The organism is Serratia sp. PL7 (assembly GCF_945957435.1).
The window spans coordinates 143,072-166,786 of sequence record NZ_CAMFLB010000001.1 but is presented as its reverse complement, the minus strand read 5'-3'; the positions used below and the strand labels follow the sequence as shown (position 1 = coordinate 166,786).

The following is a 23,715-nucleotide window of genomic DNA, read 5'->3' as shown; positions in this document are numbered from 1 at the left end:
GTGGAGAATTGTGATCCAACTGCGCAGATAGCATCGGACGAATCCCACATAGCCTGCTATCCTTAGCTGCTATTGTTGGATCTCTGATATACCTTTGTGCGCGGCGAAGACCGCAGCAACGTGTAATGAATTACAGATCACCTTACCGCAGGAGGCAACATGATTGACCTGTATTACGCGCCTACTCCCAATGGTCACAAGATCACCTTGTTTTTGGAAGAGGTCGGCTTACCCTACCGTATCCATCGCGTAAACATCAGCGCCGGCGACCAGTTCAAACCGGACTTTCTGAGCATTTCTCCCAACAACAAAATCCCGGCGATCGTCGATCAGCAACCGGTGGACGGCGGCGCGCCAATCAGTCTGTTCGAATCCGGGGAAATCCTGCTGTATCTGGCGGAGAAGACCGGCAAGCTGCTGAGCACCGGCCTGCGCGAACGCGCCGCGACCCTACAGTGGTTGTTCTGGCAGGTGGCGGGGTTCGGGCCGATGCTCGGGCAGAATCACCACTTTAATCACTACGCGCCGCAGCCGGTGCCTTACGCCATCGAGCGTTACCATCTGGAGACCAAGCGGCTGTACGGCGTGCTGGAAGCTGAACTGCAAAAACACCCGTACCTGGGCGGCGACAACTACAGCATCGCCGATATCGCCACCTATCCGTGGGTCGTATCGCATCCGCGTCAACGCATCGATCTGGCAGATTACCCAGCGGTGCGCAACTGGTTCGAGCGCATCAGCAACCGCCCGGCGACCGAGCGCGCCTACAAACTGGCCGAACAAGGCTAAGCGCCTTCCCCGACTCCCCGTCGGCCGGGGAGTCACATCGACCCCTCGTTATCTTTTCCTTACTTTCCGTGTATTCTGAACGCTAATAATCAGACCTATGGAGAATCTCTGATGTCTTTCAGTCAACCCGACGCCGTTATTCGCATTAAAAATCTGCGGCTGCGCACGTTCATCGGTATCAAGGAAGAGGAAATCAACAACCGACAGGACGTCCTGATCAACGTGGTGATCCACTACCCGGCGGACAAAGCGCGCAACAGCGAAGACATCGCCGATGCACTCAACTACCGCACCATCACCAAAGCGATCATCCGCCATGTGGAAGATAACCGTTTCGCGTTGCTGGAAAAATTAACGCAGGATGTGCTCGACATCGTAAAAGAACACGCCTGGGTAACCTATGCTGAAGTGGAGATAGATAAACTTCTGGCCCTGCGCTACGCCGATTCGGTTTCCATGACCATGAGCTACCGCCGGGACTAACTCAGGGAGGTCGACCATGCGGATCCTGATCACCGGCGCAACGGGATTGATAGGCAGCAGTCTGACGGCCAGGCTGCTGGCGCTTTCTCACCACATTACGGTGTTGACCCGAGACGAGCGGCGAGCCCGAGCCCGGCTGGGCGATCGGCCGAACTATTGGCAAACGCTGGACGACCGGCAGTCGCTGGATGAATTCGACGCGGTGATCAACCTGGCCGGCGAACCTATCGCCGACAAGCGCTGGAGCGCACAGCAGAAAGAGCGCCTGTGCCGCAGCCGTTGGGATCTGACCGAACGATTGGCGCAGCTGATCAAGGCCGGCAGCACGCCGCCCGGTGTGTTGATTTCCGGTTCCGCCGTCGGCTACTACGGCGATCAGGGGCAGGCGGTGGTGACCGAAGAGGAGCCACCGCACGACGAATTCACCCACCAGCTGTGTCAACGCTGGGAAACGCTGGCGCTGCAGGCGCAAAGCGATGCCACCCGCGTCTGCCTGCTGCGCACCGGCGTGGTGCTGGCGCCACAGGGCGGCGCGCTGGCCAAAATGCTGCCGCCGTTCCGCTTCGGGCTGGGCGGCCCGATCGGCGACGGTCGCCAATATCTGCCGTGGATCCATCTCGACGACATGGTCAACGGCATTATTTATCTACTGGATCACGCCACGCTGAGCGGCCCGTTTAACATGGTCGCGCCCTACCCGGTGCACAACGAGCAGTTCGCCGCCCAATTGGCCAACGTGCTCGATCGCCCGGCGTTTCTGCGGGTGCCGGCGTTCGCCATGCGGCTGTTGATGGGGGAAGCGGCGGTGCTGGTGCTCGGCGGCCAGCGGGCGGTGCCGAAGCGCCTGGAAGAGGCCGGCTTCCACTTCCGCTATCTGGAATTGGAACAGGCATTGGATGACGTGATTAATCAGCGGGCCGAAGCCCGCTGATCTGAGGTTACTTCAACGCGCCGGACAGGAACTGCTGCAGGCGCGGGCTTTTGGGGTTGCCGAACAGCTCGGCCGGCGGCCCCTGCTCTTCGATCAACCCTTTGTGCAGGAAGATCACGTGGTTGGAAACGTGGCGTGCAAATTCCATTTCGTGCGTCACCACCACCATGGTTTTTCCCTCCTCCGCCAGCTTCTGCATGATGCGCAGCACCTCGCCCACCAGCTCGGGATCCAGCGCCGACGTCGGTTCGTCAAACAGCAGCACCTCCGGCTCCATCGCCAATGCGCGAGCAATGGAGACGCGCTGCTGCTGGCCACCCGACAGGTGCACCGGGTACTTGCCGCGCGCCCGCTCGTCGATGCCCACTTTATCCAGGTAACGCACCGCGCGCTCATGCGCGTCGGCCTTGCTCAGCCCCAGCACCTGCACTGGCGCCTCCATCACGTTCTCCAGCACCGTCATATGGCTCCACAGGTTAAAGTGCTGGAACACCATGGTCAGGCGGGTGCGCAGCAGCTGCAGCTGCTTCTTGTCGAACACTTTCAGCTGGCCGTCCTTGTCGCGCACCATGCGAATATCTTCGTTGTTCAGGCTGATCGAGCCTTCGCTCGGCTTCTCGAGGAAGTTGATGCAGCGCAGAAAGGTGCTTTTGCCGGAGCCAGAGGAGCCGATGATGCTGATCACATCCCCGGCGTTGGCCGCCAGCGAGACGCCTTTCAGCACTTCGTGGTCGCCATAGCGTTTGTGCAGTTCCGTGACGGCTAATTTATTCTCAGACATGGTTTTTCTTCCCGTCATTTATCAGTGACTAACGTGTGCCATCCAGCGTTTTTCAGCTTTGCGGAACAGGCTGATTAACACGTAGGAGATGATCAGGTACAGCACCGCCGCGATGCCGAAAGCGTAGAACGGCTGGTAGGTCGCGGCGTTGATGTCGCGCGCGATCTTCAGCAGATCCGGCACGGTGGCGGTAAACGCCAGCGCGGTGGAGTGCAGCATCAGGATCACTTCGTTGCTGTAAGCCGGCAACGCGGTGCGCAGTGCCGAAGGCAAAATGATGCAGCGATACATCTTGAAGCGCGAGAAACCGTAGGCGTTGGCGGCCTCGATTTCACCGTGCGGCACCGCGCGGATCGCCCCGGCGAAGATCTCGGTGGTATAGGCGCAGGTGTTGAGCGTCAGCGCCAGGATGGTGCAGTTAAGCCCGCTGCGGAAAAACGCATTAAGAAACTCGGTGCCGCGCACGATCTCGAGGCTGTACATGCCGGAGTAGAACACCAGCAGCTGCACGTACAGCGGCGTACCGCGAAATACATAGGTGTAAAGCCACACCGGGAAACGCACCCAGCGAAGGGAAGAGACGCGCGCCACCGCCATCGGGATCGCCAGCAGCCCGCCCATCACCACCGAGGCGATCAGCAGCCACAGCGTGACTGCCACGCCAGTGAAACGGTAGCCGTCGCTCCACAGCAGCGACTGCCAATACTGTTGCAAAATCTCGATCATAGCTCGGCCCTCTTGACGCCCAGTGAGTAACGCCGTTCAAGCCACAGCAGCACGCCGTTGGAAACGGTAGTGAAGATCAGGTACACCACGCCGGCCACGATGGCGAAGAAGAACGGCTGATAGGTGCCTTTCCCCGCCAGCTGCGTGGCTTTCACCACGTCGTTCAGGCCGAGGATCGACACCAGCGCCGTCGCCTTCAGGATCACCTGCCAGTTGTTGCCGATGCCCGGCAAAGCGAAACGCATCATCGCCGGGAACAGAATGCGCCGAAAGATCTGCGCGCCGCTGAAGCCGTAGGCCGTCGCCGCTTCGATCTGCCCTTTCGGCACCGCCAGATAGGCGCCGCGGAAGGTCTCAGTGAAGTAAGCACCGTAGATAAAGCCGAGGGTAATGATACCGGCGCCGAGCGGATCGATATCGATCTGCGAGAAGCCGAGCAGCGTGGTGATGTTGTTCAGCGCGATTTGCAGGCCGTAAAAGATCAGCAGCATCAGTACCAGATCGGGCACGCCGCGGATCAGCGTGGTATAGGCGCCGAACAGACCGGAGATAAAGGGGTTATGAGACAGTTTGCCACCGGCGCCGATCAGGCCGATCACCACCGCCAGCAACACGGAACTGAGGGCCAGCTCCAACGTCACCAGAGCCCCCTCGAAAATCAGTTGGGAATAGCCTTGCAGCATCTACTTCACCCTGTGGTCTAGGATCCGAACCATCGGGGCCGGCACGCCGGCCCCGCAGTCACAGCATGGAACGGTAAGCGGATTACCCGCCGTAGACGTCAAAGTCGAAGTACTTTTTCGCGTATTTGTCGTAGGTGCCGTCTTTGCGCATCTCGGCGAAGGCTTTGTCCAGCGCCGCTTTCAGCTCGGTATCGGTCTTGCGCAGCCCCATGCCGGTGCCGACGCCGAAGAACTTGTCATCCTTCACCGATTCGCCGGCGAACGCATAGTCTTTGCCCGGCGGCTGTTTCAGGAAGCCGTCGCTGCCCGCCACTTCATCCTGGAAGGCGGCGTCAATACGGCCGGAAGCCAGATCGGCGTAAACCAGATCCTGGTTCTGGTAAGGCACGACGGTGATGCCCTTCGGCTGCCACATGGCGTTGGCGTAGGCTTCCTGGGTGGTGCCCTGCAGCACGCCCACGCTCTTGCCTTTCAGAGCGTCCACGGTAGGCAACAGCTTGGACCCTTTCGGCGCGATCAGACGCGCGTTGGCGGCATACAGCTTGTCGGTAAAGGCGATTTCCTGCTGGCGTTTTTCAGTGATGGACAGCGAAGAGATGATGGCGTCGATTTTCTTCGCCTTGAGGGAGGGGATCAGCGCGTCGAAGTCGCTCTCCACGAAGGTGCATTGGGTATTGATGCGTTTGCACAGCTCTTTGGCCAAATCAATGTCAAAGCCAACCAATTCGCCTTTGGCGTTTTTGGATTCAAACGGTGCGTAAGTCGGATCGGTGCCAATCTTCAGCGTGGAAGGAATGGCGGCAAAGGCGCTGCTGGCGGCGCTCAAAGCCAGAACTAACGGCAAAATCAAAACCCGCTTTTTCATAAATTACCCTCAAATTGATTTTTTTGATGCCACTACGGGCATTACTTTCCCCACCAAATCAATTTGCAGTAATCGTGCCACATTAGGTGCTACGGGCGGAGGGAACGGCTCCGGCCTTCACAATACTGTTTCCTGGGACGATAACCGCAAAATTAAATCGGCCGGTTGGGGCCGCGCCACTGGCAACCGCAATAAGGCGGCGCCATGAAACAGTGAGCGTGATGAAGTGGGATCATTATGGTGCATACTCCGCCCCAATTCAGTGCGGTGTTGCACAAATGTACCAATTTAGGGATAAAACTGTTAATTAGCACCCTGCCAGCGGGTGAACAGATCGGTCGGCAATTCGATATCAAACTGGTCGATCACCCGATTGACGGTCTGATCGATGATGTCTTCCACGCTTTTTGGCTGGTGGTAAAACGCCGGCACCGGCGGCATGATCACCGCGCCCATCTCTGCCGCCTGCGTCATCAGCCGCAAATGACCAAGATGCAACGGCGTTTCCCGCACGCACAAGACCAAACGGCGGCGCTCTTTGAGCACCACGTCGGCGGCGCGGGTCAGCAATCCGTCACTGTAGCTGTTAACGATGCCGGACAGGGTTTTGATTGAGCATGGCAGGATCGCCATACCCAGGGTTTTGAAAGAGCCGGAGGAGATGCCGGCGGCGATGTCGCGCGCATCGTGCACCACGTCGGCCAGCGCCTGCACTTCCCGTAGGCTGTACGGCGTTTCCAGCGCCAGCGTCTGTCTTGCAGCATTACTCATCACCAGATGGGTTTCCACCTCTGCGACGTCGCGCAAAACCTGTAACAGGCGCACGCCGTAGATCGCGCCGCTGGCGCCGGAAATGCCGATGATGAGTCGTTTCATGAAGAATGGCCTCTGCCGTAAAAAGTAAGATCAGGCAGACTTTGCCGCAATGGCGAGGGATAAGCAAGTCAGAGGAACAAGGTGCACCGCCGCAGACGCGGCGATGCACCTTGAGGGATCAACGCAGACCGTTAGCCTTCGTTGTGCAGTTCCAGATTTTCCGCTTCGGTTTGCACCCGCATCGCCTTGGCATCGTCGCTGCGCAGCGACTCCAGGTATTCCAGATAGCTTTGGTCAACGTCTTTGGTCACGTAGATACCATTGAAGACCGAGCATTCGAACTGGATGATGTCCGGGTTCTCTTCGCGCACCGCTTCGATCAGATCGTCGAGGTCCTGGAAGATCAGCCCGTCGGCGCCGATAATCTGACGGATTTCATCCACTTCACGCCCGTGGGCGATCAGTTCGTTGGCGCTCGGCATGTCGATGCCGTAGACGTTAGGGAAACGCACTTCCGGCGCGGCGGAAGCCAGATACACTCGCTTAGCGCCCGCTTCGCGCGCCATCTCGACGATTTGCTCAGAGGTCGTGCCGCGCACGATGGAGTCATCCACCAGCAGCACGTTCTTGTCGCGGAACTCGGCACGGTTGGCGTTCAGCTTGCGGCGTACCGACTGGCGACGCGCCTGCTGGCCCGGCATGATAAAGGTGCGGCCAACGTAGCGGTTTTTCACGAAGCCCTGGCGGTAGGGCTTCTCGAGAATACGCGCGATCTCCAGCGCGATATCGCAGGAAGTTTCAGGAATCGGGATCACCACGTCGATATCCAGATCTTCCCACTCGCGGGCGATCTTCTCACCCAGCTTCTGGCCCATGCGCACGCGGGCGCTGTAGACCGAGATCTTGTCCATAAAGGAGTCTGGGCGCGCAAAATAAACATATTCGAACAGGCACGGGTTGGTTTTCGGGTTCTCTGCGCACTGGCGGGTGAACAGCTGGCCCTTGGTGGTGATGTACACCGCTTCGCCCGGCGCCACGTCGCGCAGGAACTCAAAGCCCAGGGTATCCAGCGCCACGCTCTCGGAAGCCACCATGTACTCGCTGCGGCCATCCTCCAGCGTGCGCTTGCCGATCACCAGCGGACGAATGCCGTTGGGATCGCGGAACGCCAGCAGGCCATGGCCGATGATCATCGCCACGCAGGCGTAAGCGCCGCGCAGTTGCTGATGCATAGCGGCGACCGCGGTAAAGATGTTGTCGGCTTCCAGCGGATAGTGCGGGAAGCGATCCAGCTCGCTGGCCAGCACGTTCAGCAGGATTTCCGAGTCGGAGGTGGTGTTGACATGGCGGCGGCCGCTTTCGAACAGCTTTTGGCGCAGCTCATGGGCGTTGGTCAGGTTGCCGTTGTGGGCCAGCGTAATGCCGAACGGCGAGTTGACGTAGAAAGGCTGGGCCTCAGAGGCGCTCGAGCTGCCGGCCGTCGGGTAACGCACATGGCCAATGCCCATGTTGCCCTGCAAGCGTTGCATATGGCGCGCCTCAAACACATCCTTCACCAGGCCGTTGGCTTTACGCAAACGGAACCCGTTGTGGGCGTCAATGGTGACGATGCCTGCGGCATCCTGGCCACGGTGCTGAAGCACCGTCAGCGCATCATAAATCGACTGGTTTACCGGCATGAAACCGGCGATACCGACAATACCGCACATGTTGTCTTTTCCTCATCAGCGCTACCGCCCCGGCAATTGGGTCGGCAAGAAACTCGACGTGCTCTGCAGGTAGTCAAAGAACCACCTGATGACGTAACTGAACTGGGGGATCAGCTGCGACTGTTTCCAGTCGGCACTTTGTGAAAAGCCGGTAAAGGTATCCAGGAAGAACAGGATCGCCGCGACAATCAACACGCCGCGCAGTGCGCCGAAGCAGATGCCCAGCACCCGGTCGGTGCCTGACAACCCGGTTTTCTCTACCAGTGAGCTAATCACATAGTTAACAATAGCCCCTACGATCAGGGTCGCGATGAACAAAATCGCGATCGCGATGCCGTTTCGCACCAGTTCATCTTCAAAACGAGTGAAATAGACCGCAAGGTAAGAGTAGAAATGGCTGGCAACAAAAAACGCACATCCCCATGTCACAAGTGACAATGCTTCGCGAACAAACCCTCGGATCAGGCTCACCAGAGCCGAAAATCCAATCACCGCTATAATGACGTAATCAATCCAGACCATGAACTATTCCAATGATGAATCGCCCCTGCATCCAATTCGCGGCGAATTCTAACAGAAAAAGAAAACGTTTGCGTAGGGGATTTCCTACCACGTTACAAATAAAAAGCGGCGATTAAAAAATTCCCAATCGCCGCGCCTACATAGGTGATTTCGCCTGTAAAAGGCGCGGTTTCTCTCGCTTTCTCTCCACCATTCCTGAATTCAGGGGCGCATCCTGCTGCGCCCCCGCGGGGTTTAACGGCCGTACGGCTTCACCTGCCCGCTCAGCCCGCTGATCGAGTTCAGCGACGGCAGCGCCGCCTGCAGCTTCTGCTTGGAAGCGTCCGGGCCAACGTAGATGCGGGTGATCTGCCCTTGCACCGGCGTTGACGGCACGGTAAAGGCGCGATAGCCCGAGAGACGCAGCGAAGCGACAATCTCGTTCGCCTTGGCGGCGTTCTTCAGCGCCCCGAGCTGCACGACATAGGCTTGCCCGGACGGCGCTTTTTCTTCCGCCGGTTTTGGCTGCGGCGTCGGTTCTGGTTTCGGCGTCGGTTCCGGCTTCGGCACCGGTTTCACCTCCACCGGCTTCGGCTGCGGTACCGGTTTTGGTTTCACTTCCACCGGTTTGGTTTCCACCGGCTTCGGCTTAGGCTGCTGCACCGGCTGAGGACGCGTCTCGACCGGCGGCGGCGCCACCTGCGTCGGTTGCTGAGCGCTCTGCCGCACCGCCTGTTGCGCCGCCGCTTCGTTGGCCGCCTGCTGCTCGACCAGCGCGCCCGCCCCTTCCGGCGGCTGCGCCGGCAACGGCTGCGTCACCGGCGGCAGCACGTCGTTCTCTTCGACGTCGCCCGCCTTCGGCACCAATGGAATGGCCGCGAACTCATCCTCGTAATGCTTCTTTTTGCCGTCCAGCAACCCTGGCAGGATGATTACCCCCAGCGCCACCAGAATCACGGTTCCAACCAGTCGGTTCTGAAATTTACTCGCCACTCACACTCCCCGCATCTCGTCTAACGCCGCCATCACCTGCGCCACGGTGTGGAACGATCCACAGACGATCACAATATCCTGTTTATCAGCATCCTGCATAGCCTGCCGCCAGGCAGTTTCGACATCATTAAAGCGGCGCGGTTCCGTCAGATGCTGCGCCAGCTGTTCGACGCTGGCACCGCGCGGCCCGTCGAGCGGTGCGCAGTACCATTCATCCACCTGCTCGCTGAGGCAGGCCAGCGTGCCGGCGATATCCTTGTCGGACAGCATGCCCACCACCGCGCGCACCTTGCCGCCGTCGCGCGGCAGCTTGGCCAGACGCCCGGCCAGATAGCCGGCGGCGTGCGGGTTGTGTGCCACGTCGAGGATCAGCATCGGCTCCCGCCGCACGATCTGGAAACGCCCCGGCAGCGTCGCCTGCTGCAGCCCGGTGAAGATCGCGCGTTCGTCGATTTCCAGCGGCGAACAGTTCAGCGCCGCCAGCGCGGTAGCGGCGTTGGCCAGCGGTACGTTCGGCGTCGGCAGATCGGTCAGCTGCGTGTCACCGCCCTGCCACTGCCAGCGATCGCCCTGCTCGCTGAAGCTCCAGGCTTCACCGCGGCGATACAGCGGTGCGCCCAGCGTTTCGGCGACCTGGCGAATGCTATCCGGCATGTCGGGTTCGCCCACCACCGCCGGCTTGCCGCTGCGGAAAATACCGGCCTTTTCACGGCCGATGCTTTCGCGATCGTTGCCCAGCCAGTCGGTATGATCGAGCGCAATGCTGGTGATCACCGCCACGCTCGGATCGACGATATTGGTGGCGTCGAGACGCCCGCCCAGGCCCACTTCCAGGATCACCACGTCGAGCCGCGCCTGTTTGAACAGCTGCAGCGCCGACAGGGTGCCGAATTCGAAATAGGTCAGCGACGTTTCGCCGCGGCCGGCTTCAATGGCGGCGAACGAGCGGCTATGCTCTGCTTCGCTCAGCTCTTCCCCCTGAATGCGCACGCGTTCGGTATAGCGCACCAGATGTGGCGAACTGTAGACGCCGACGCGCAGGCCGGCGGCCAGCAGAATGGCTTCGAGGGTACGACAGGTCGTGCCTTTGCCGTTGGTGCCGGCAACGGTGAACACCGTAGGAGCGGGGGTCAGTAAATCCAGATGCGCCGCGACGCGCTGTACGCGCTCAAGACCGAGTTCGATCGCCTGGCTGTGCAGACGTTCCAGATAGTAAAGCCACGAGCTCAATGGCGACGTGGCTTGGGGAATTTGGTGGTTTTGCATGAGTCCCGTCACTGAACTTGGGTTCATTAATCCATCAGGGCACCACCCTCACCGCGGTAAAGGCGATGCGCTTCGTAACCGCCGCCAACCCGCAAACCATGGCGCGATAGGCCACGGCCGGCAGGGAACGGGCATCAGCCGTCACTTAGCCACAAAGTGGCGGCTGAACCCGGGCGGGATCTGTCTTTGCCTCAGGCGTCGGCCTGCGGCTCCGGCTCAATGACCGGCGCGGCCTCATCGAAATGCGGCTGCGGTTGGTTGGTCAGCTTGGACAGAATGCTCGCCAACGTTTGGCGCATCTCCGGACGGCGAACAATCATGTCGATCGCGCCTTTTTCGATCAGGAACTCGCTGCGCTGGAAGCCAGGCGGCAGTTTCTCGCGCACGGTCTGCTCGATGACGCGCGGGCCGGCAAAGCCGATCAGCGCTTTCGGCTCGGCGATATTGATGTCGCCCAGCATCGCCAGGCTGGCGGAGACGCCGCCCATGGTCGGGTCGGTCAGCACGGAGATGTACGGCAAGCCGCGCTCCTGCATCTTAGCCAACGCCGCGCTGGTTTTCGCCATCTGCATCAGCGACATCAGCGCTTCCTGCATGCGCGCGCCGCCGCTGGCGGAGAAGCACACTAGTGGACAGTTGTCCTCCAGCGCCTGCTCAACCGCACGCACGAAACGCGCGCCGACCACGGAAGACATTGAGCCGCCGATGAAAGCGAATTCGAAGGATGCGGCGACGATCGGCATACCGTACAGCGTGCCCTTCATCACCACCAGCGCATCTTTCTCGCCGGTCGCTTTCTGTGCGGCGACCAGACGATCTTTATAGCGCTTGGAATCCTTGAATTTCAGAACGTCCTTCGGCTCCAGATCGCTGCCCAGCTCCACTTCACTGCCTTCGTCCAGCAGGGTATGCAGACGCGCGCGCGCGCCCATACGCATGTGGTGGTCGCACTTCGGACACACTTCCAGATTACGCTCCAGCTCGGCGCGGTAGAGAACCTGGCCGCAGCTGTCGCATTTGGTCCAGACCCCTTCAGGAATGCTCGCCTTACGGGTTTGTGTGATATTGCTCTTGTTAAGAATTCGTTCAATCCAGCTCATCGATGACCTTTCTGTTTGAACCTGGCACACGCCAGTCCGCTGTTCATGCTTTAACAATCCCCCTGAAAACACCCCAATGAAAAAATGCCCGTTCGCGGCGCGGCAAGCGCGGCGACTGAGGCATCGGCTTCAGGGTTGTTCGCAGGAACAGACCATAATGTCGCTCATTAAACCATATCGGCCCGGCGCTGTGGACAAAAAACTGGTCGAACCGACAGGTTAAGCGATGTTTTTACTGTTTTTGCTGGCGGGCGGCCGCGCGCTTGTGACGCCAAATTTCAATCACGCCCGGCAGAATCGAAACGATGATGATCCCGACGATCAACAGTTTCAGGTTCTCCTGCACCACCGGCAGATCGCCGAACAGGTAGCCAGCATAAGTGAAGAGCAGCACCCAAACCAGTGCGCCAATCACGTTGTAGGCGGCGAAGTGGCGATAGGACATATGCCCCATGCCGGCGACGAACGGCGCAAAAGTACGCACGATCGGCACGAATCGCGCCAGAATAATCGTTTTCCCACCGTGCTTCTCATAGAACTGATGCGTCTTGTCCAGGTAGCTACGGCGGAAAATTTTCGAGTTCGGGTTGCTGAACAGCTTCTCGCCGAACAACCGCCCGATAGTGTAGTTCACCGCATCGCCAATGATCGCCGCTACGGCCATCAACGCCACCATGGTGTGCACGTTGAGATCGTTGGTCGGCAACGCCGCCAGCGCGCCGGCGACAAACAGCAAAGAATCCCCCGGCAGGAACGGCGTCACCACCAGGCCGGTTTCGCAAAACAAGATCAGGAACAGAATAGCGTAGACCCACATGCCGTATTGTGCGACCAGCTCGGCCAGGTGCACATCAATATGCAAAATGAAATCAATAATAAACTTGATGATGTCCATAAATTCTCTCATTGATACCGGGTGTTTCAATCACCCGGCAGAAGCACAAGGGAGCGACGCTTTCAGGCGTGCCGGCGTTTAATCGTCGGGCAAAAACAGCGGCCCTATCGGCGGCCGCGGTAGACCAAAATGATCGGGATAGTCCACGGCAACCAGATACAGCCCCTCGGCTCGCGCCGTCGCCGCCGCCAGATTGCGATCCTTCAGCGCCAGCAACTCGGCCATCCAGTTCTCATCCTGATTGCCGCAGCCGATCTCCATCAGGCTGCCGACGATATTGCGAACCATGTGATGCACAAAGGCATTCGCCTTGATATCTACCACAATATATTCGCCGTAGCGCGTAACCTTAACGTGTTTTACGCAGCGCCACGGGGTGCGCGACTGACACTGCACCGCGCGGAACGAGGTGAAGTCATTCTCGCCCAGCAGCGCCTGCGCCGCCCGGTGCATGCGATCGGCATCCAGCGGGTGATAAAAGTGCGTCACCCCCTGTTGCAACACCGCCGGCCGGTAGCGATGGTTGAAAATAATATAGCGGTAACGGCGCGCGGTAGCGCTGAAACGCGCGTGAAAATCGTCGGCGACGGGGCTCACCCAGCGCACCGCGATGTCCGGCGGCAAATGGGTGTTCACGCCCATCGTCCAGGCGGCGTCCTTGCGACGCGCGGTGGTTTCGAAATGCACCACCTGCCCGGTGGCGTGCACCCCGGCGTCGGTGCGCCCGGCGCACAGCACGTTGATCGGCGCATCCGCCACCTTGCTCAACGCCTGCTCAAGGCGCTCCTGCACGCTGGCCACTTCTTGCTGCCGCTGCCAGCCGTAGTACCGGCTGCCGTCATATTCGATGCCCAGCGCTACCTTCAGCGTCGGCTGAGCGGGCGAGACCACCTCTGACATCAGTACATCTGCTCCTGCACCAGACGCTCGGCGGTTTCGATCGCCATTAACGCGCCGCCGAAGCGCACGTTGTCCGCCACCGTCCAGAACTGCAGCAGCTCGGGGATGCCGTAATCGTTACGCAGGCAACCGATGCTGAGCGCATCGCTGCCGGAGGCTTCGGTTACCTGAGTCGGGTAATCGTCCTCTTCGCTCAGCTGAATGTCCTCGACTTCTTCGAGCTCGCTGCGCGCCTCTTCGGCGGACAGCGGGCGCAGCGCTTCCAGGTGCACCACCTGCGCATGGCCGTAAAACACCGGCGACTGAACGCAGCTCACCGAAATCGGCAACCCTTCATCCTGCAGCACCTTGCGCACCTGATCGACGATCAGACGCTCTTCGCGCACGCTGCCCTGCTCGTCGGCAACGAGCGGCAGCAGGTTAAACGCCAGCTGTTTAGCGAAGACGCCTTCCTCGGCAGGAATGCCGTTCAGCAGGCGCGCGCTCTGGCCGGCCAGATCGTCCACCGCGGCCTTGCCGCGCGAGGATACCGACATCAGCGTGGTAACGTGCAGACGCGAGAGCCCCGCCTGTTCGGTCAGCGGTTTGATCGCCGTCAGCAGCTGGCTGACCATGCTGTCAGCCACCGCGACGATATTGCGGTTGCGGTAATCCGCCAACACCTGCGGGTTAACACCCGGTACCACCAGCGGCACATCCGGCTCCATGGCGAACAGACCGCTGGTGTCGATCACCAGGCAGCCCATGTTGCCGGCCTCTTCGGCATAGCGAGCGGAAGCGTCGCTGCCGGCGACGAAGAAGGCCAGTTGGGCCTGCGACCAGTCGAACTCTTCGGCGTTCTGCACCAGAAGAGACTTGCCGTTGAAGCGCACATTGGCGCCCGCACTGCGTTCGCTTGCCAGAGGATAGAGCTCACCCACCGGGAACTGGCGTTCCTGCAACAATTCCAGCAACGCTTCACCTACCGCGCCAGTGGCGCCGAGCAGCGCGATATTCCAGCCGTCAGACATCGGGTTTTCTCCAGAGTATTTCATTCATAAAAGCAGACGGGCAGTGCAATCACCGCCCGATAATCTTTACCGCTCACTGTAGCGGCGTTGGCTTAAGACAACCTTACGCGCTACGCCAGGCTAAAACCCAGCTTGCCGAGCAGCTCGGCGCTGGCGCTGTCATCGCATTGCACGGCCAGCGAAGACCACTCGCGGCGCTCCTGGTAGTGCTTGCGCAGGCGATCGAATTCGCCCGGTTGCCCAGCGACTTTGCGCAGCGGCGCATCATCGCGGCGCACATCATACACCAAGTGCATCAATCGTTTTAACCGCGCTTCATCCAGCGGCCCATTGAGGCGGATCTGGCTGAACTCCGGCACCGGCAACAGCGAGGCCAGCGCCACCTGTTGCGGCTGCCCCAGATGGCGGCTGAACGCCTCGAACACCTGGGTGGTACCGCGCGCCTTGCCTTCCAGCGTATACCCAGCGATGTGCGCGGTACCGATATCCACCCGCGCCAGCAGCGGTAAGGCGAGATCCGGCTCCGGTTCCCACACGTCCAGCACCGTGCTCAGCTTTTTGCCCTTTTCCAGCGCCTGCAGCAAGGCGGCGTTATCCACCACCGGCCCGCGGCAGGCGTTGATCAGAATGCGGTTGTCCGGCAGGGCCGCCAACAGCTCGGCGTCCGCCAGATGCAGCGAATGGTATGGGCCGGATTTATTCAACGGCGTATGGAAGGTCAGCACGTCGGCCTCGGCCACCAGCTTCTCCAACGGCCAGAATTCCCCGGCGTCGCCGCGATCGGCACGCGGCGGATCGCACAGCAGCGTGCGCACGCCCAGCGCTTTGAGGCGAGCGTCCAGACGGGAACCAACGTTGCCCACGCCGACGATGCCGACGGTTTTATCCCGCAGGTGGAAGCCGTCGCGTTCGGCCAGCAGCATCAAGGCAGAGAACACATACTCGACCACCGCGATAGCGTTGCAGCCCGGCGCGGCGGAAAAGCCGATGCCCTGACGTTGCAGCCAGGCTTCATCGACGTGATCGGTGCCGGCGGTGGCGGTGCCGACAAAGTCGATATGGCTGCCGGCCAACAAGGCTTCATTGACCTTGGTGACCGAACGCACCATCAGCGCATCGGCATCCGCCAGCGCCTCGAGCGGGATCGGGCGGCCCGGTACCGCCTGCACCTCGCCCAGGCGGCTGAACAGCTCGGCCGCGTACGGCATATTTTCATCAACCAGAATTTTCACTGCGTTCTCCGACGGTTTACGGCTATTTGTCTGCGAAATAGTGTGCCACTGAATCAGGCACGGCGAAAGCGCTCAGGGGTAGTGCCGGCGATCTGCTGGAACATGACGATAAAGGCCGACGCGGAGCTGTAGCCGACGTCTAACGCCACGTCCTGCACGGTCTTGCCCTGCTCGAGCAGGGAGACGGCATGCAGGAACCGCAGGCGCTGGCGCCATTCGCTGAACGACATGCCCAGATCCTGTTGGCAGCGTCGCGACAGCGTGCGCTCGGTGGTGTAGACCCGAGCCGCCCACGCCGCCAGCGAGGTGTTGTCCGCCGGACAATGCTCCAACGCTTCCAGCACCGGCGCCAAGAACTTGTCGTCCGACGACGGCAGATAGGTTTGCTGGCGCGGCGACAGGCGCAGCTGATCGATCAGCACCTGGCAGAGACGCAAATCCGCCTCCGCCTGCGGAATGTACTGCTTGCGCGCATAGAAATCCTCGGCGATGGCGCGGAATATCGGCGTTACGCTCACCAGACAGGGGTCGGCCGGCATGCCGGTGCACAGCGCCGGCGTGATGTCCACCATGCGGCACTGCGCCAGCCGCTGGTTATAGCAGGAGTGTTCGATGCCAGCCGGCGCCCACAGCACGAACTCCGGCGGCGCCAGAAAGCGCTGCCCGCCGATGCGCAGCACCATCACCCCGGCTTTAACCCACATCAACTGACCCCAGGTGTGGCTGTGCGGCTGGAATTCGGTGCGCGCGTTGAACTCCTCGCAGCGGAACTGCACCGGGTTGGGCGCCGGGATCAACGACTCGGGGAAATGGCGGATTTCTGGCATGGTTTCGTCCCGTGATTTGTCTTGTTTACGCCGATTTTTGTCTGGATATCGCTATATATGATAAACCGGACACGCGTAGACTAGCCAGCATGTTGGACGTTATTGAGAATAATTATCATGAATATGCTCTTCCCGCTGTTGGCCGTGCTGATTTGGTCGATTAATGCCGTCGTCAGCAAACTCTCCGCCACCGCCATCGATCCGGCGGCCATCTCGCTCTACCGCTGGCTGCTGGCGCTGATTGCCCTCACGCCGTTCGTGCTGCCGGGCGTGCTGCGCAACTGGGCGCAGGTGCGCGCCAACTGGTGGAAGCTGATGATCCTCGGCCTGCTGGGCATGGTGCTGTACCAAAGCCTGGCCTATTACGCCGCGCACAGCGTCAGCGCGCTGTTTATGGGCATCATCGTGTCGCTGATCCCGCTGCTGACCATCCTGATCAGCATCGTTCTGCTGCGCATTGCGCCAACCGTCGGCGTGCTGCTCGGCAGCATACTCTCCTTCTGCGGCCTGATCTGGCTGGTCAGCGGCGGTCAGCCCGGCGTGCTGTTGCAGCACGGTATCGGCAAAGGGGAATTGATGATGCTGCTCGCCACCGCCTCGTACGCGCTGTATGGCGTGTTGACCAAACGCTGGGCCATCGCGCTGCCGAACTGGCAATCGTTGTACGTGCAGATCCTGTTCGGCGTGCTGTTGTTACTGCCTAATTTCCTGATGGCGCAGGATGTCGGCTTGAACGGCCATAACCTGCCGCTGGTGCTGTTCGCCGGCATTCCGGCTTCGATCATCGCCCCGTTCCTGTGGATCCAGGGCGTGATGCGCCTGGGCGCCAACACCGCCTCGATCTTCATGAACCTGGCACCGGTGTTTACCGCCGCTATCGCCGTGCTGTTCCTGCATGAGCAGTTGCACGGTTACCACCTGATCGGCGGCGGCATTACCCTGCTGGGCGTTATCCTGTCGCAGCGGCTGCGCACGCCGCTGACGCGTAAAGCCAAAGCCCCGGCGGCCAACGCAGAGTCCTGCAAAGAACAGGCTTAAGGCAGCAGCCTGAAACGCACCCGCACCAACAGGCCGCCCAGCGCGGCAGAGCTCAACAGCTCCGGGCGGGTGCCGTGATACGCGGTGATGTCTTTCACCAACGCCAGTCCCAATCCGGCGCCCGGCTGATCGCCCACGTTGTCCAGCCGGTGAAACGGCTGCAGCGCCAGCGCCTTGTCCTGCAAGGCGATGCCGGGGCCGCTGTCTTCTATCTCCAGCACGCCTTCCCCTGCCGCCTTATCCTGCGTGAGGCGCGCGGTCACCACGCCCTGACGCGGTGTATATTTCAGCGCGTTGTCCAGCAGGTTGGCGCACAGCTCGGCCAACAGCAGCGGCTCCCCCGCCACTTGACACGCCGCCTCGCCTTCGAACCCGAGATCGATCTGTTTACTGCGCGCCTGCGGCAAGCGGGAAAAGCAGGCGTCGCGCAGCACCTGCGCCAGGTTGACCGGTTGCAACTTACGATCGGCCTGGTGCTCGCTGGCCTTCAGGCGTGAAAGATGCAGCAGGCGGTCGGTCAGCGACACGGTATTATCCAGCGTCGCGCTCATCGCCTGCAGGCTTTCGCGCCACTGCTGCGGCCGGTCACTGGCCAGCGCTACCCCAACCTGAGTCTTCAACACCGCCAGCGGCGTGCGCAGTTGGTGCGAAGCGTCGGCGCTGAAGCGCTCCTGACGTGCCACCATCAGCCGCAGCCGTTCGATGTAACGATTAAACGCCACCAGCAGCGGCTGCATCTCCGACCATGGCAATACCCGCGGCAAGGGCGTCAGCTCGCCCGGATCGCGCCGAAGCATGATACCGGAGAGCTTACGCATCGGCTTCAACACCCGCTTGAGCAATGCGAACGCCAGGATCAGGGTTAACGCCACCACCGTGCCCTGGCTCAGCAGCGCCGCGATCATCATCTGCCGCGCCAGGTAACGGCGCGACTCCAGGGTTTCCGCCACCAGAATGGTCGCCATGCCGCTCACGCCCGACTCGTTGACCGGTTGAAACAGCGCCGCCACGCGGATCGGCCTGCCGAGGTATTCCGCATCATAAAAATGCACCAGCGCCGGGTAGAGCGTGGAACGCGGGATATGGGGCGGCAAAGGCGGCAAATCGTCATAGCCCGAGATGCTTTTCCCCTGCGGCGAGATCACCTCGTAATACAGCTGATCGTTCATGTTGCGCTCGAAGCTGTCGAGCACCACATAGGGCACATCAACCGCCAGCTTGCCTTCGCGCACCACCAGTCGCTCCGCTACGGTGCGCGCCGACGCCAGCAGCGTGCGATCGTAAGCCAGGGTGGCGGCGCTCATGGCGCTGAAATAGTGGGTGTAGATAGAGATGCCGCCCAACGCCAGCAGCGGCAGGCCAAAAAACAATAGCAGTTGATAGAACAGCGAACGCGGCGCGTTAAACCACCGCATCGCACAGCTCCAGGCTGTAACCCAGGCCACGCAGCGTGACGATCGCCACGTCGCTGCCCTGCAGCTTTTTCCGCAGGCGGTGTACGTAAAGCTCGATGCTCTCCGGATTGGCCTCGTCGGACAACGTAAATACCTGCTCGAACAGCTGTTGCTTGGCCACCGGGCGGCCGCGCCGGTGCATCAACGCGGTCAACACCGCCAGCTCACGCGGCGTCAGCGCCAGCGGTTTGCTCTCCAGCAGAAAATAGCCTTCGTCGTGATAGGTCAACGCGCCGTACTGCAACGCCGGCTGCGGGGCGCCGACGCTGCGGCGCAGCAGCGCCCGAATACGCGCTTCCAGCTCGTCCAGTTCGAACGGCTTGGTGAGGTAATCGTCCGCCCCCAGATTCAGGCCTTTTACCCGGTCGGCCACGTCGGTGCGCGCCGTCAGCAGCAGCACCGGCAGATCCTGCCCGCGCTTGCGCAGGCGCGCCAGCAAATCCAGACCGTTCATACGCGGCAGCGCCACATCCAGCACCGCGAGCGCATAGCGTTCGTTGAGCAGCAGGTGATCCGCTGCCACGCCGTCCGGGGCGACGTCGACGGCAAAGCCGGCGCCGGTCAGCGCCTTTTGCAACCAGTGAGACAGCTCGGGGTGATCTTCAACCAATAACAGTCGCATGTTCCCATTCCATTGATTTATCTGAACAACCTGGCGCCAATATCGCGCTTGTTAACAGGTCGATAACAGAGAATGGCATGGAAAATAAGGGGATAAAAGAGCGCCGCGCCGCCAGTTTTGGGAGCTGGCACACAATTATGCGTATAGAGCGCGATCGCAGGACGATGTCAGATCAGCGGAATGGGGCTATCGGCCACGGCAATGTCCAGTACCGGGCGCAGCTTGTCGGCGGTAAACGGCGAAGAAACCAGCACGGAGCGATTGTTGACGGCAAATACCAGATCGATGCCGGTCACGCAGGCGGTCATCTGGCAGGCATACTTTTCACCGTCGGCGTTGACGAAATGCAGTTCAAACACGCCAACGTCGGCACGCAGTCGCTTCAAACGGCACTGCCCGGTTTCACCGACCATCTCCGCATAGACCTCAGGCAACCGTTTAATCGCGCATACTTTGGCGCTGTCCCTACCACCAAATAATTTCCCTAACGAAAACATATCACTGCGTCTCTATTCATTTCACTGATCATGATTTTATCGCGAAAGCAGAACGGCAAACCTGATATTACGCAGGATTTTGGCCGGTTTTGCGCCCTGTTCCTGCCCGCATTTCTATGGTAGCGCACCCGTGATTCACTGGCGACAAGAGACCCTAATCACAGACTGGAAACTTTTCCGGCCACTGAAAGGTAAATGAAAGGTTGTTGTTTTAACAATCCTGCAACCGCGCTCTGCGGGATTCACAACCAGAACAATACCGAGGGCAAGCCACAATGAAAAAAATAATGACCCGTACCTTTACCGCCGCCGCACTGTTGCTGGCAGCCTCTCAGGCCTTTGCCGTGGAAGCGCCCAAACGCACCGAATGTATTGCGCCGGCCAAGCCCGGCGGCGGCTTCGATCTGACCTGCAAGCTGATTCAGGTGTCGTTGCAGGACACCAAGGCCATCGATAAACCGATGCGCGTCACCTATATGCCCGGCGGCGTCGGCGCGGTGGCCTACAACGCCATCGTCGCGCAGCGCCCGGCGGAGTTCGGCACCGTGGTGGCCTTCTCCGGCGGCTCGCTGCTCAATCTGGCCCAGGGCAAGTTCGGCCGCTATAACGTGGACGACGTGAAATGGCTGGCGGCGGTCGGAACCGACTACGGCATGATCGCGGTGCGCGCCGACTCGCCTTACAAGACTCTGAAAGACCTGATGGACGCCTTCCAAAAAGATCCCAACAGCGTGGTGTTCGGCGCCGGCGCCTCCATCGGCAGCCAGGACTGGATGAAAACTGCGCTGCTGGCGCGCGAAGTCGGCGTGGATCCGCGCAAGATGCGCTACGTGGCGTTCGAAGGCGGCGGCGAGCCGGTCACCGCGCTGTTGGGCAATCATATTCAGGCGGTTTCCGGTGATCTGAGCGAGATGGTGCCTTACCTGCAGGGCGACAAAATCCGCGTGCTGGCGGTGTATGCCGAGCAACGTTTGCCTGGCCAGTTGGCCGACATTCCAACCGCCAAAGAACAGGGGTACAGCCTGGTGTGGCCGATCATTCGCGGCTTCTACGTCGGGCCGAAAGTCAGCGATGAAGAGTATCAGTGGTGGATCGACACCTTCCAGAAAATGATGGCGACCGAGGAATTCAAGCAGCAACGCGATCTGCGCGGCCTGTTCGAATTCAACATGACCGGCAAAGAGCTGGACGCCTACGTGAAGAATCAGGTTGCCCAATACCGTGAGCAGGCGAAAGTGTTCGGCCTGGCCAAATAACCGCAGGGGAAAACCATGAGCGATCGTATTTTTGCCGGCTTTTGGCTGCTGCTGTGTATCGGCGGGCTGTTCATCGGCTGGGGCATTCAAAGCGAATACAGCTATGAACCGCTGGGGCCGCGCCCTTTCCCGCTGGCGATCCTCAGCCTGATGGCGCTGTGCGCGGCCCTGTTGCTGCTGCGCCGCCCACAGGCGGTGGACTGGCCGCACCACAAGGTGCTGCAGCGGCTGCTGGTGCTGGTGATCACCCTGGTGCTGTATGCCTGGGGCTTTGAATGGCTGGGCTTTCCGCTGGCGACCGCGCTGCTGACGTTCAGCATCGGCCTGTTGTTTCAGGCCAGCCTGCCGGCGGCGGCCCTCTCCGGCGTCGTCATGGGCGCAGCGCTGTACTACGCCTTTGACCAACTTCTCGATGTCACACTGCCGCTCGGCATCTGGCTGAGCTAACGGGAGCGATGATGGATACCTGGATGTATTTGACCCAAGGGTTCGAAGTGGCGCTGGTGCCGCAGAACCTGATTATCGCCCTGATCGGCTGCTTCGTCGGCACCATCGTCGGCCTGCTGCCGGGCCTCGGGCCGATCAACGGCGTAGCGATCCTGCTGCCGCTGGCGTTTGCCCTCAAGCTGCCGGCCGAATCGGCGCTGATCCTGCTGGCGACGGTGTATATCGGCTGCGAGTACGGCGGACGCATCTCGTCGATTCTGCTCAACGTGCCGGGCGATGCGGCGGCGATCATGACCGCGCTGGACGGCTACCCGATGGCGCAGCAGGGGCGCGCCGGCGTGGCGCTGTCCATCTCGGCGGTCAGCTCGTTCGTCGGATCGATGATCGCCATCGGCGGCATCATCCTGTTCGCGCCGCTGCTGGCCCGCTGGTCGCTGGCCTTCGGCCCGGCGGAGTATTTCGCCCTGATGGTGTTCGCCATCGCCTGCCTCGGCAGCATGATGAGCCAGAACCCGCTGAAATCGCTGCTGGCGGCGCTGATCGGCCTGGGGCTGGCGACGGTGGGCGTCGACGCCAACACCGGCGTTTACCGCTTTACCTTCGACAGTGTGCACCTCTCCGACGGCGTGCAGTTTATCGTGGTGGTGATCGGCCTGTTCTCGGTCAGCGAAATCCTGCTGATGCTGGAAAGCACCAGCGCCGGGCAAAAGCTGGTGCGTAAAACCGGCCGGTTGCTGTTCAACCGCAAAGAGGCGGCGCAGTGCGCCGGCCCGACCCTGCGCTCGTCGGTGATCGGTTTCTTCGTCGGCATTCTGCCGGGCGCCGGCGCCACCATCGCCAGCGCGTTGACCTACATGACCGAGAAGAAAATCAGCGGTAACAGCGACACCTTCGGCAAGGGCGACATCCGCGGCGTAGCGGCGCCGGAAGCGGCCAACAACGCCTCGGCCTGCGGCTCATTCATTCCGATGCTGACGCTGGGGGTGCCGGGTTCCGGCACCACGGCGGTGATGATGGGCGCGCTGACGCTGTACAACATCACCCCCGGCCCGGCGATGTTCACCGAACAGCCGGATATCGTCTGGGGGCTGATCGCCGCGCTGCTGATCGCTAACGTCATTCTGCTGATCATGAACCTGCCGCTGGTCGGCCTGTTCACCCGCATGCTGACCATTCCGCTGTGGTTCCTGGTGCCGGCGATCGCCGCAGTTTCCGCGGTGGGGGTTTATGCGGTGCACAGCACCACCTTCGACCTGCTGTTGATGGTGGGGTTGGGCGTGTTCGGCTATATCCTGCGGAAAATGCACTTCCCGATGTCGCCGCTGATTCTGGGCTTTGTTCTGGGTGAGATGCTGGAGCAGAACCTGCGCCGCGCGCTGTCGATCAGCAACGGCGAATTCGGCATCCTGTGGAGCAGCAGCATCGCGCAAACGCTGCTGGTGCTGGCGGTCGCGGTACTGGCGCTGCCGCCGCTGCTGCGCCTGATGCGTAAACGCCGCCAACCGGCGGCCGAGGCCAAGGCCGAGTAATGCGAAACGGGCGGTGTTATGATCTCTGATGCCGATCGTTTGAGAGAGCTTGAATAAGCCGACCAGAGAAAAAATCCAGAGCCAGACTTTTGACTCTGGATTTTTCATGTCTAAACACGCAAAAACTTTTGTTGTCCGCGATTGATCCATTACAGATGTCCGTTACCTTTTTGATACCGTTTTTTAACCTGATAACGGCTATCAATTTTTGCCACTACATTTGGCCCCTCCTCCTCCCCCCCCACACACTCTACGTGACCCTTTTATATCGTTATTGACGGAGAGAGTGAAGAAAGTAACCTGAGCTATTACATTGTCATTAATTATACTTTTTATTTAATCATAAAAATAAAAACCCAGACTAA

Annotated in this window: 25 protein-coding genes; 7 read left to right on the top strand and 18 right to left on the bottom strand. The window is 60.5% G+C overall.

Annotated features, from left to right (window positions below; all coding sequences use genetic code 11):
* Positions 1-159: 159 nt before the first annotated feature.
* The 3 genes from yfcG (at position 160) to N6G83_RS00855 (ending at position 2,203) form a co-directional block, all read left to right on the top strand.
* Positions 160-789, top strand: coding sequence for a GSH-dependent disulfide bond oxidoreductase (gene yfcG, locus N6G83_RS00865; protein WP_043140104.1), 630 nt, complete (start codon positions 160-162; stop codon positions 787-789).
* 111 nt (positions 790-900) lie between these two features.
* Positions 901-1,272: a dihydroneopterin triphosphate 2'-epimerase gene (gene folX / locus N6G83_RS00860; RefSeq protein ID WP_025303682.1), complete on the top strand. Its 372-nt coding sequence runs from the start codon at positions 901-903 to the stop codon at positions 1,270-1,272.
* A 16-nt stretch (positions 1,273-1,288) separates the two neighbouring features.
* Positions 1,289-2,203, top strand: a complete 915-nt coding sequence (locus N6G83_RS00855) for a TIGR01777 family oxidoreductase (protein WP_043140109.1) — start codon at positions 1,289-1,291, stop codon at positions 2,201-2,203.
* A 7-nt stretch (positions 2,204-2,210) separates the two neighbouring features.
* On the opposite strand, the gene hisP is transcribed toward N6G83_RS00855, so the two are convergent.
* From hisP to N6G83_RS00780, 15 genes are all read right to left on the bottom strand, one after another.
* Positions 2,211-2,984, bottom strand: a complete 774-nt coding sequence (gene hisP / locus N6G83_RS00850; RefSeq protein ID WP_004936098.1) for a histidine ABC transporter ATP-binding protein HisP — start codon at positions 2,982-2,984, stop codon at positions 2,211-2,213.
* A 21-nt stretch (positions 2,985-3,005) separates the two neighbouring features.
* A complete protein-coding gene (locus N6G83_RS00845; protein ID WP_025303685.1) occupies positions 3,006-3,710 on the bottom strand; it encodes an ABC transporter permease in 705 nt (234 codons plus the stop codon).
* On the bottom strand, positions 3,707-4,393 hold the full coding sequence (locus tag N6G83_RS00840) for a histidine ABC transporter permease HisQ (protein ID WP_025303686.1): 687 nt from the start codon (positions 4,391-4,393) through the stop codon (positions 3,707-3,709). The genes N6G83_RS00845 and N6G83_RS00840 overlap by 4 nt, the downstream gene beginning before the upstream one ends.
* 82 nt (positions 4,394-4,475) lie before the next feature.
* Positions 4,476-5,258 carry a histidine ABC transporter substrate-binding protein HisJ gene (gene hisJ / locus N6G83_RS00835; RefSeq protein WP_004936109.1) on the bottom strand — a complete coding sequence of 261 codons (783 nt, stop codon included), beginning with the start codon at positions 5,256-5,258 and terminating at the stop codon, positions 4,476-4,478.
* A 303-nt stretch (positions 5,259-5,561) separates the two neighbouring features.
* Entirely contained in the window at positions 5,562-6,134 is a 573-nt protein-coding gene (locus N6G83_RS00830) for a UbiX family flavin prenyltransferase (RefSeq protein WP_019453741.1), read from the bottom strand.
* 131 nt (positions 6,135-6,265) lie between these two features.
* Positions 6,266-7,783 (bottom strand): amidophosphoribosyltransferase, encoded by a 1,518-nt coding sequence (purF, locus tag N6G83_RS00825; RefSeq protein ID WP_025303688.1) that lies wholly within the window; start codon positions 7,781-7,783, stop codon positions 6,266-6,268.
* 21 nt (positions 7,784-7,804) lie between these two features.
* Entirely contained in the window at positions 7,805-8,305 is a 501-nt protein-coding gene (gene cvpA, locus N6G83_RS00820; protein WP_004936119.1) for a colicin V production protein, read from the bottom strand.
* A gap of 234 nt (positions 8,306-8,539) precedes the next feature.
* Positions 8,540-9,277 carry a cell division protein DedD gene (gene dedD, locus N6G83_RS00815; protein ID WP_049203693.1) on the bottom strand — a complete coding sequence of 246 codons (738 nt, stop codon included), beginning with the start codon at positions 9,275-9,277 and terminating at the stop codon, positions 8,540-8,542.
* A complete protein-coding gene (gene folC, locus N6G83_RS00810) occupies positions 9,278-10,543 on the bottom strand; it encodes a bifunctional tetrahydrofolate synthase/dihydrofolate synthase (RefSeq protein WP_043140120.1) in 1,266 nt (421 codons plus the stop codon).
* 191 nt (positions 10,544-10,734) lie between these two features.
* Entirely contained in the window at positions 10,735-11,643 is a 909-nt protein-coding gene (gene accD / locus N6G83_RS00805; RefSeq protein ID WP_025303691.1) for an acetyl-CoA carboxylase, carboxyltransferase subunit beta, read from the bottom strand.
* 232 nt (positions 11,644-11,875) lie between these two features.
* Entirely contained in the window at positions 11,876-12,538 is a 663-nt protein-coding gene (locus N6G83_RS00800; protein ID WP_004936130.1) for a DedA family protein, read from the bottom strand.
* A 78-nt stretch (positions 12,539-12,616) separates the two neighbouring features.
* Complete coding sequence (truA, locus tag N6G83_RS00795; protein WP_167324477.1) at positions 12,617-13,438, bottom strand: tRNA pseudouridine(38-40) synthase TruA; 822 nt, start codon at positions 13,436-13,438, stop codon at positions 12,617-12,619.
* The gene (locus tag N6G83_RS00790; protein WP_025303693.1) at positions 13,438-14,448 is read right to left on the bottom strand and encodes an aspartate-semialdehyde dehydrogenase; all 1,011 of its coding nucleotides are present in this window, start codon (positions 14,446-14,448) and stop codon (positions 13,438-13,440) included. Before N6G83_RS00790 ends, truA begins: the two co-directional genes overlap by 1 nt.
* Before the next feature lie 110 nt (positions 14,449-14,558).
* Positions 14,559-15,680 carry a 4-phosphoerythronate dehydrogenase PdxB gene (pdxB, locus tag N6G83_RS00785; protein WP_043140127.1) on the bottom strand — a complete coding sequence of 374 codons (1,122 nt, stop codon included), beginning with the start codon at positions 15,678-15,680 and terminating at the stop codon, positions 14,559-14,561.
* 53 nt (positions 15,681-15,733) lie between these two features.
* On the bottom strand, positions 15,734-16,507 hold the full coding sequence (locus N6G83_RS00780; RefSeq protein ID WP_025303695.1) for an AraC family transcriptional regulator: 774 nt from the start codon (positions 16,505-16,507) through the stop codon (positions 15,734-15,736).
* 117 nt (positions 16,508-16,624) lie between these two features.
* Here N6G83_RS00780 and N6G83_RS00775 point away from each other — a divergent pair, with 117 nt between their 5' ends.
* On the top strand, positions 16,625-17,545 hold the full coding sequence (locus N6G83_RS00775; protein WP_019453750.1) for a DMT family transporter: 921 nt from the start codon (positions 16,625-16,627) through the stop codon (positions 17,543-17,545).
* Here the strand turns inward: N6G83_RS00775 and N6G83_RS00770 are convergent.
* The 3 genes from N6G83_RS00770 to N6G83_RS00760 form a co-directional block, all read right to left on the bottom strand.
* A complete protein-coding gene (locus tag N6G83_RS00770; RefSeq protein WP_043140131.1) occupies positions 17,542-18,960 on the bottom strand; it encodes a sensor histidine kinase in 1,419 nt (472 codons plus the stop codon). The genes N6G83_RS00775 and N6G83_RS00770 overlap by 4 nt on opposite strands.
* Positions 18,947-19,621 carry a transcriptional regulator TctD gene (gene tctD, locus N6G83_RS00765; RefSeq protein ID WP_025303698.1) on the bottom strand — a complete coding sequence of 225 codons (675 nt, stop codon included), beginning with the start codon at positions 19,619-19,621 and terminating at the stop codon, positions 18,947-18,949. Before tctD ends, N6G83_RS00770 begins: the two co-directional genes overlap by 14 nt.
* Positions 19,622-19,788: 167 nt before the next feature.
* A complete protein-coding gene (locus tag N6G83_RS00760) occupies positions 19,789-20,118 on the bottom strand; it encodes a hypothetical protein (protein WP_025303699.1) in 330 nt (109 codons plus the stop codon).
* Positions 20,119-20,393: 275 nt separating this feature from the next.
* On the opposite strand from N6G83_RS00760, the gene N6G83_RS00755 reads away from it, so the two are divergent.
* From N6G83_RS00755 to N6G83_RS00745, 3 genes are read left to right on the top strand one after another with little or no spacing between them, the layout of a single operon-like run.
* Complete coding sequence (locus tag N6G83_RS00755; protein WP_049203699.1) at positions 20,394-21,374, top strand: Bug family tripartite tricarboxylate transporter substrate binding protein; 981 nt, start codon at positions 20,394-20,396, stop codon at positions 21,372-21,374.
* A 15-nt stretch (positions 21,375-21,389) separates the two neighbouring features.
* Complete coding sequence (locus N6G83_RS00750) at positions 21,390-21,821, top strand: tripartite tricarboxylate transporter TctB family protein (RefSeq protein WP_025303701.1); 432 nt, start codon at positions 21,390-21,392, stop codon at positions 21,819-21,821.
* An 11-nt stretch (positions 21,822-21,832) separates the two neighbouring features.
* Positions 21,833-23,350, top strand: a complete 1,518-nt coding sequence (locus N6G83_RS00745; protein WP_016926872.1) for a tripartite tricarboxylate transporter permease — start codon at positions 21,833-21,835, stop codon at positions 23,348-23,350.
* Positions 23,351-23,715 lie beyond the last annotated feature (365 nt).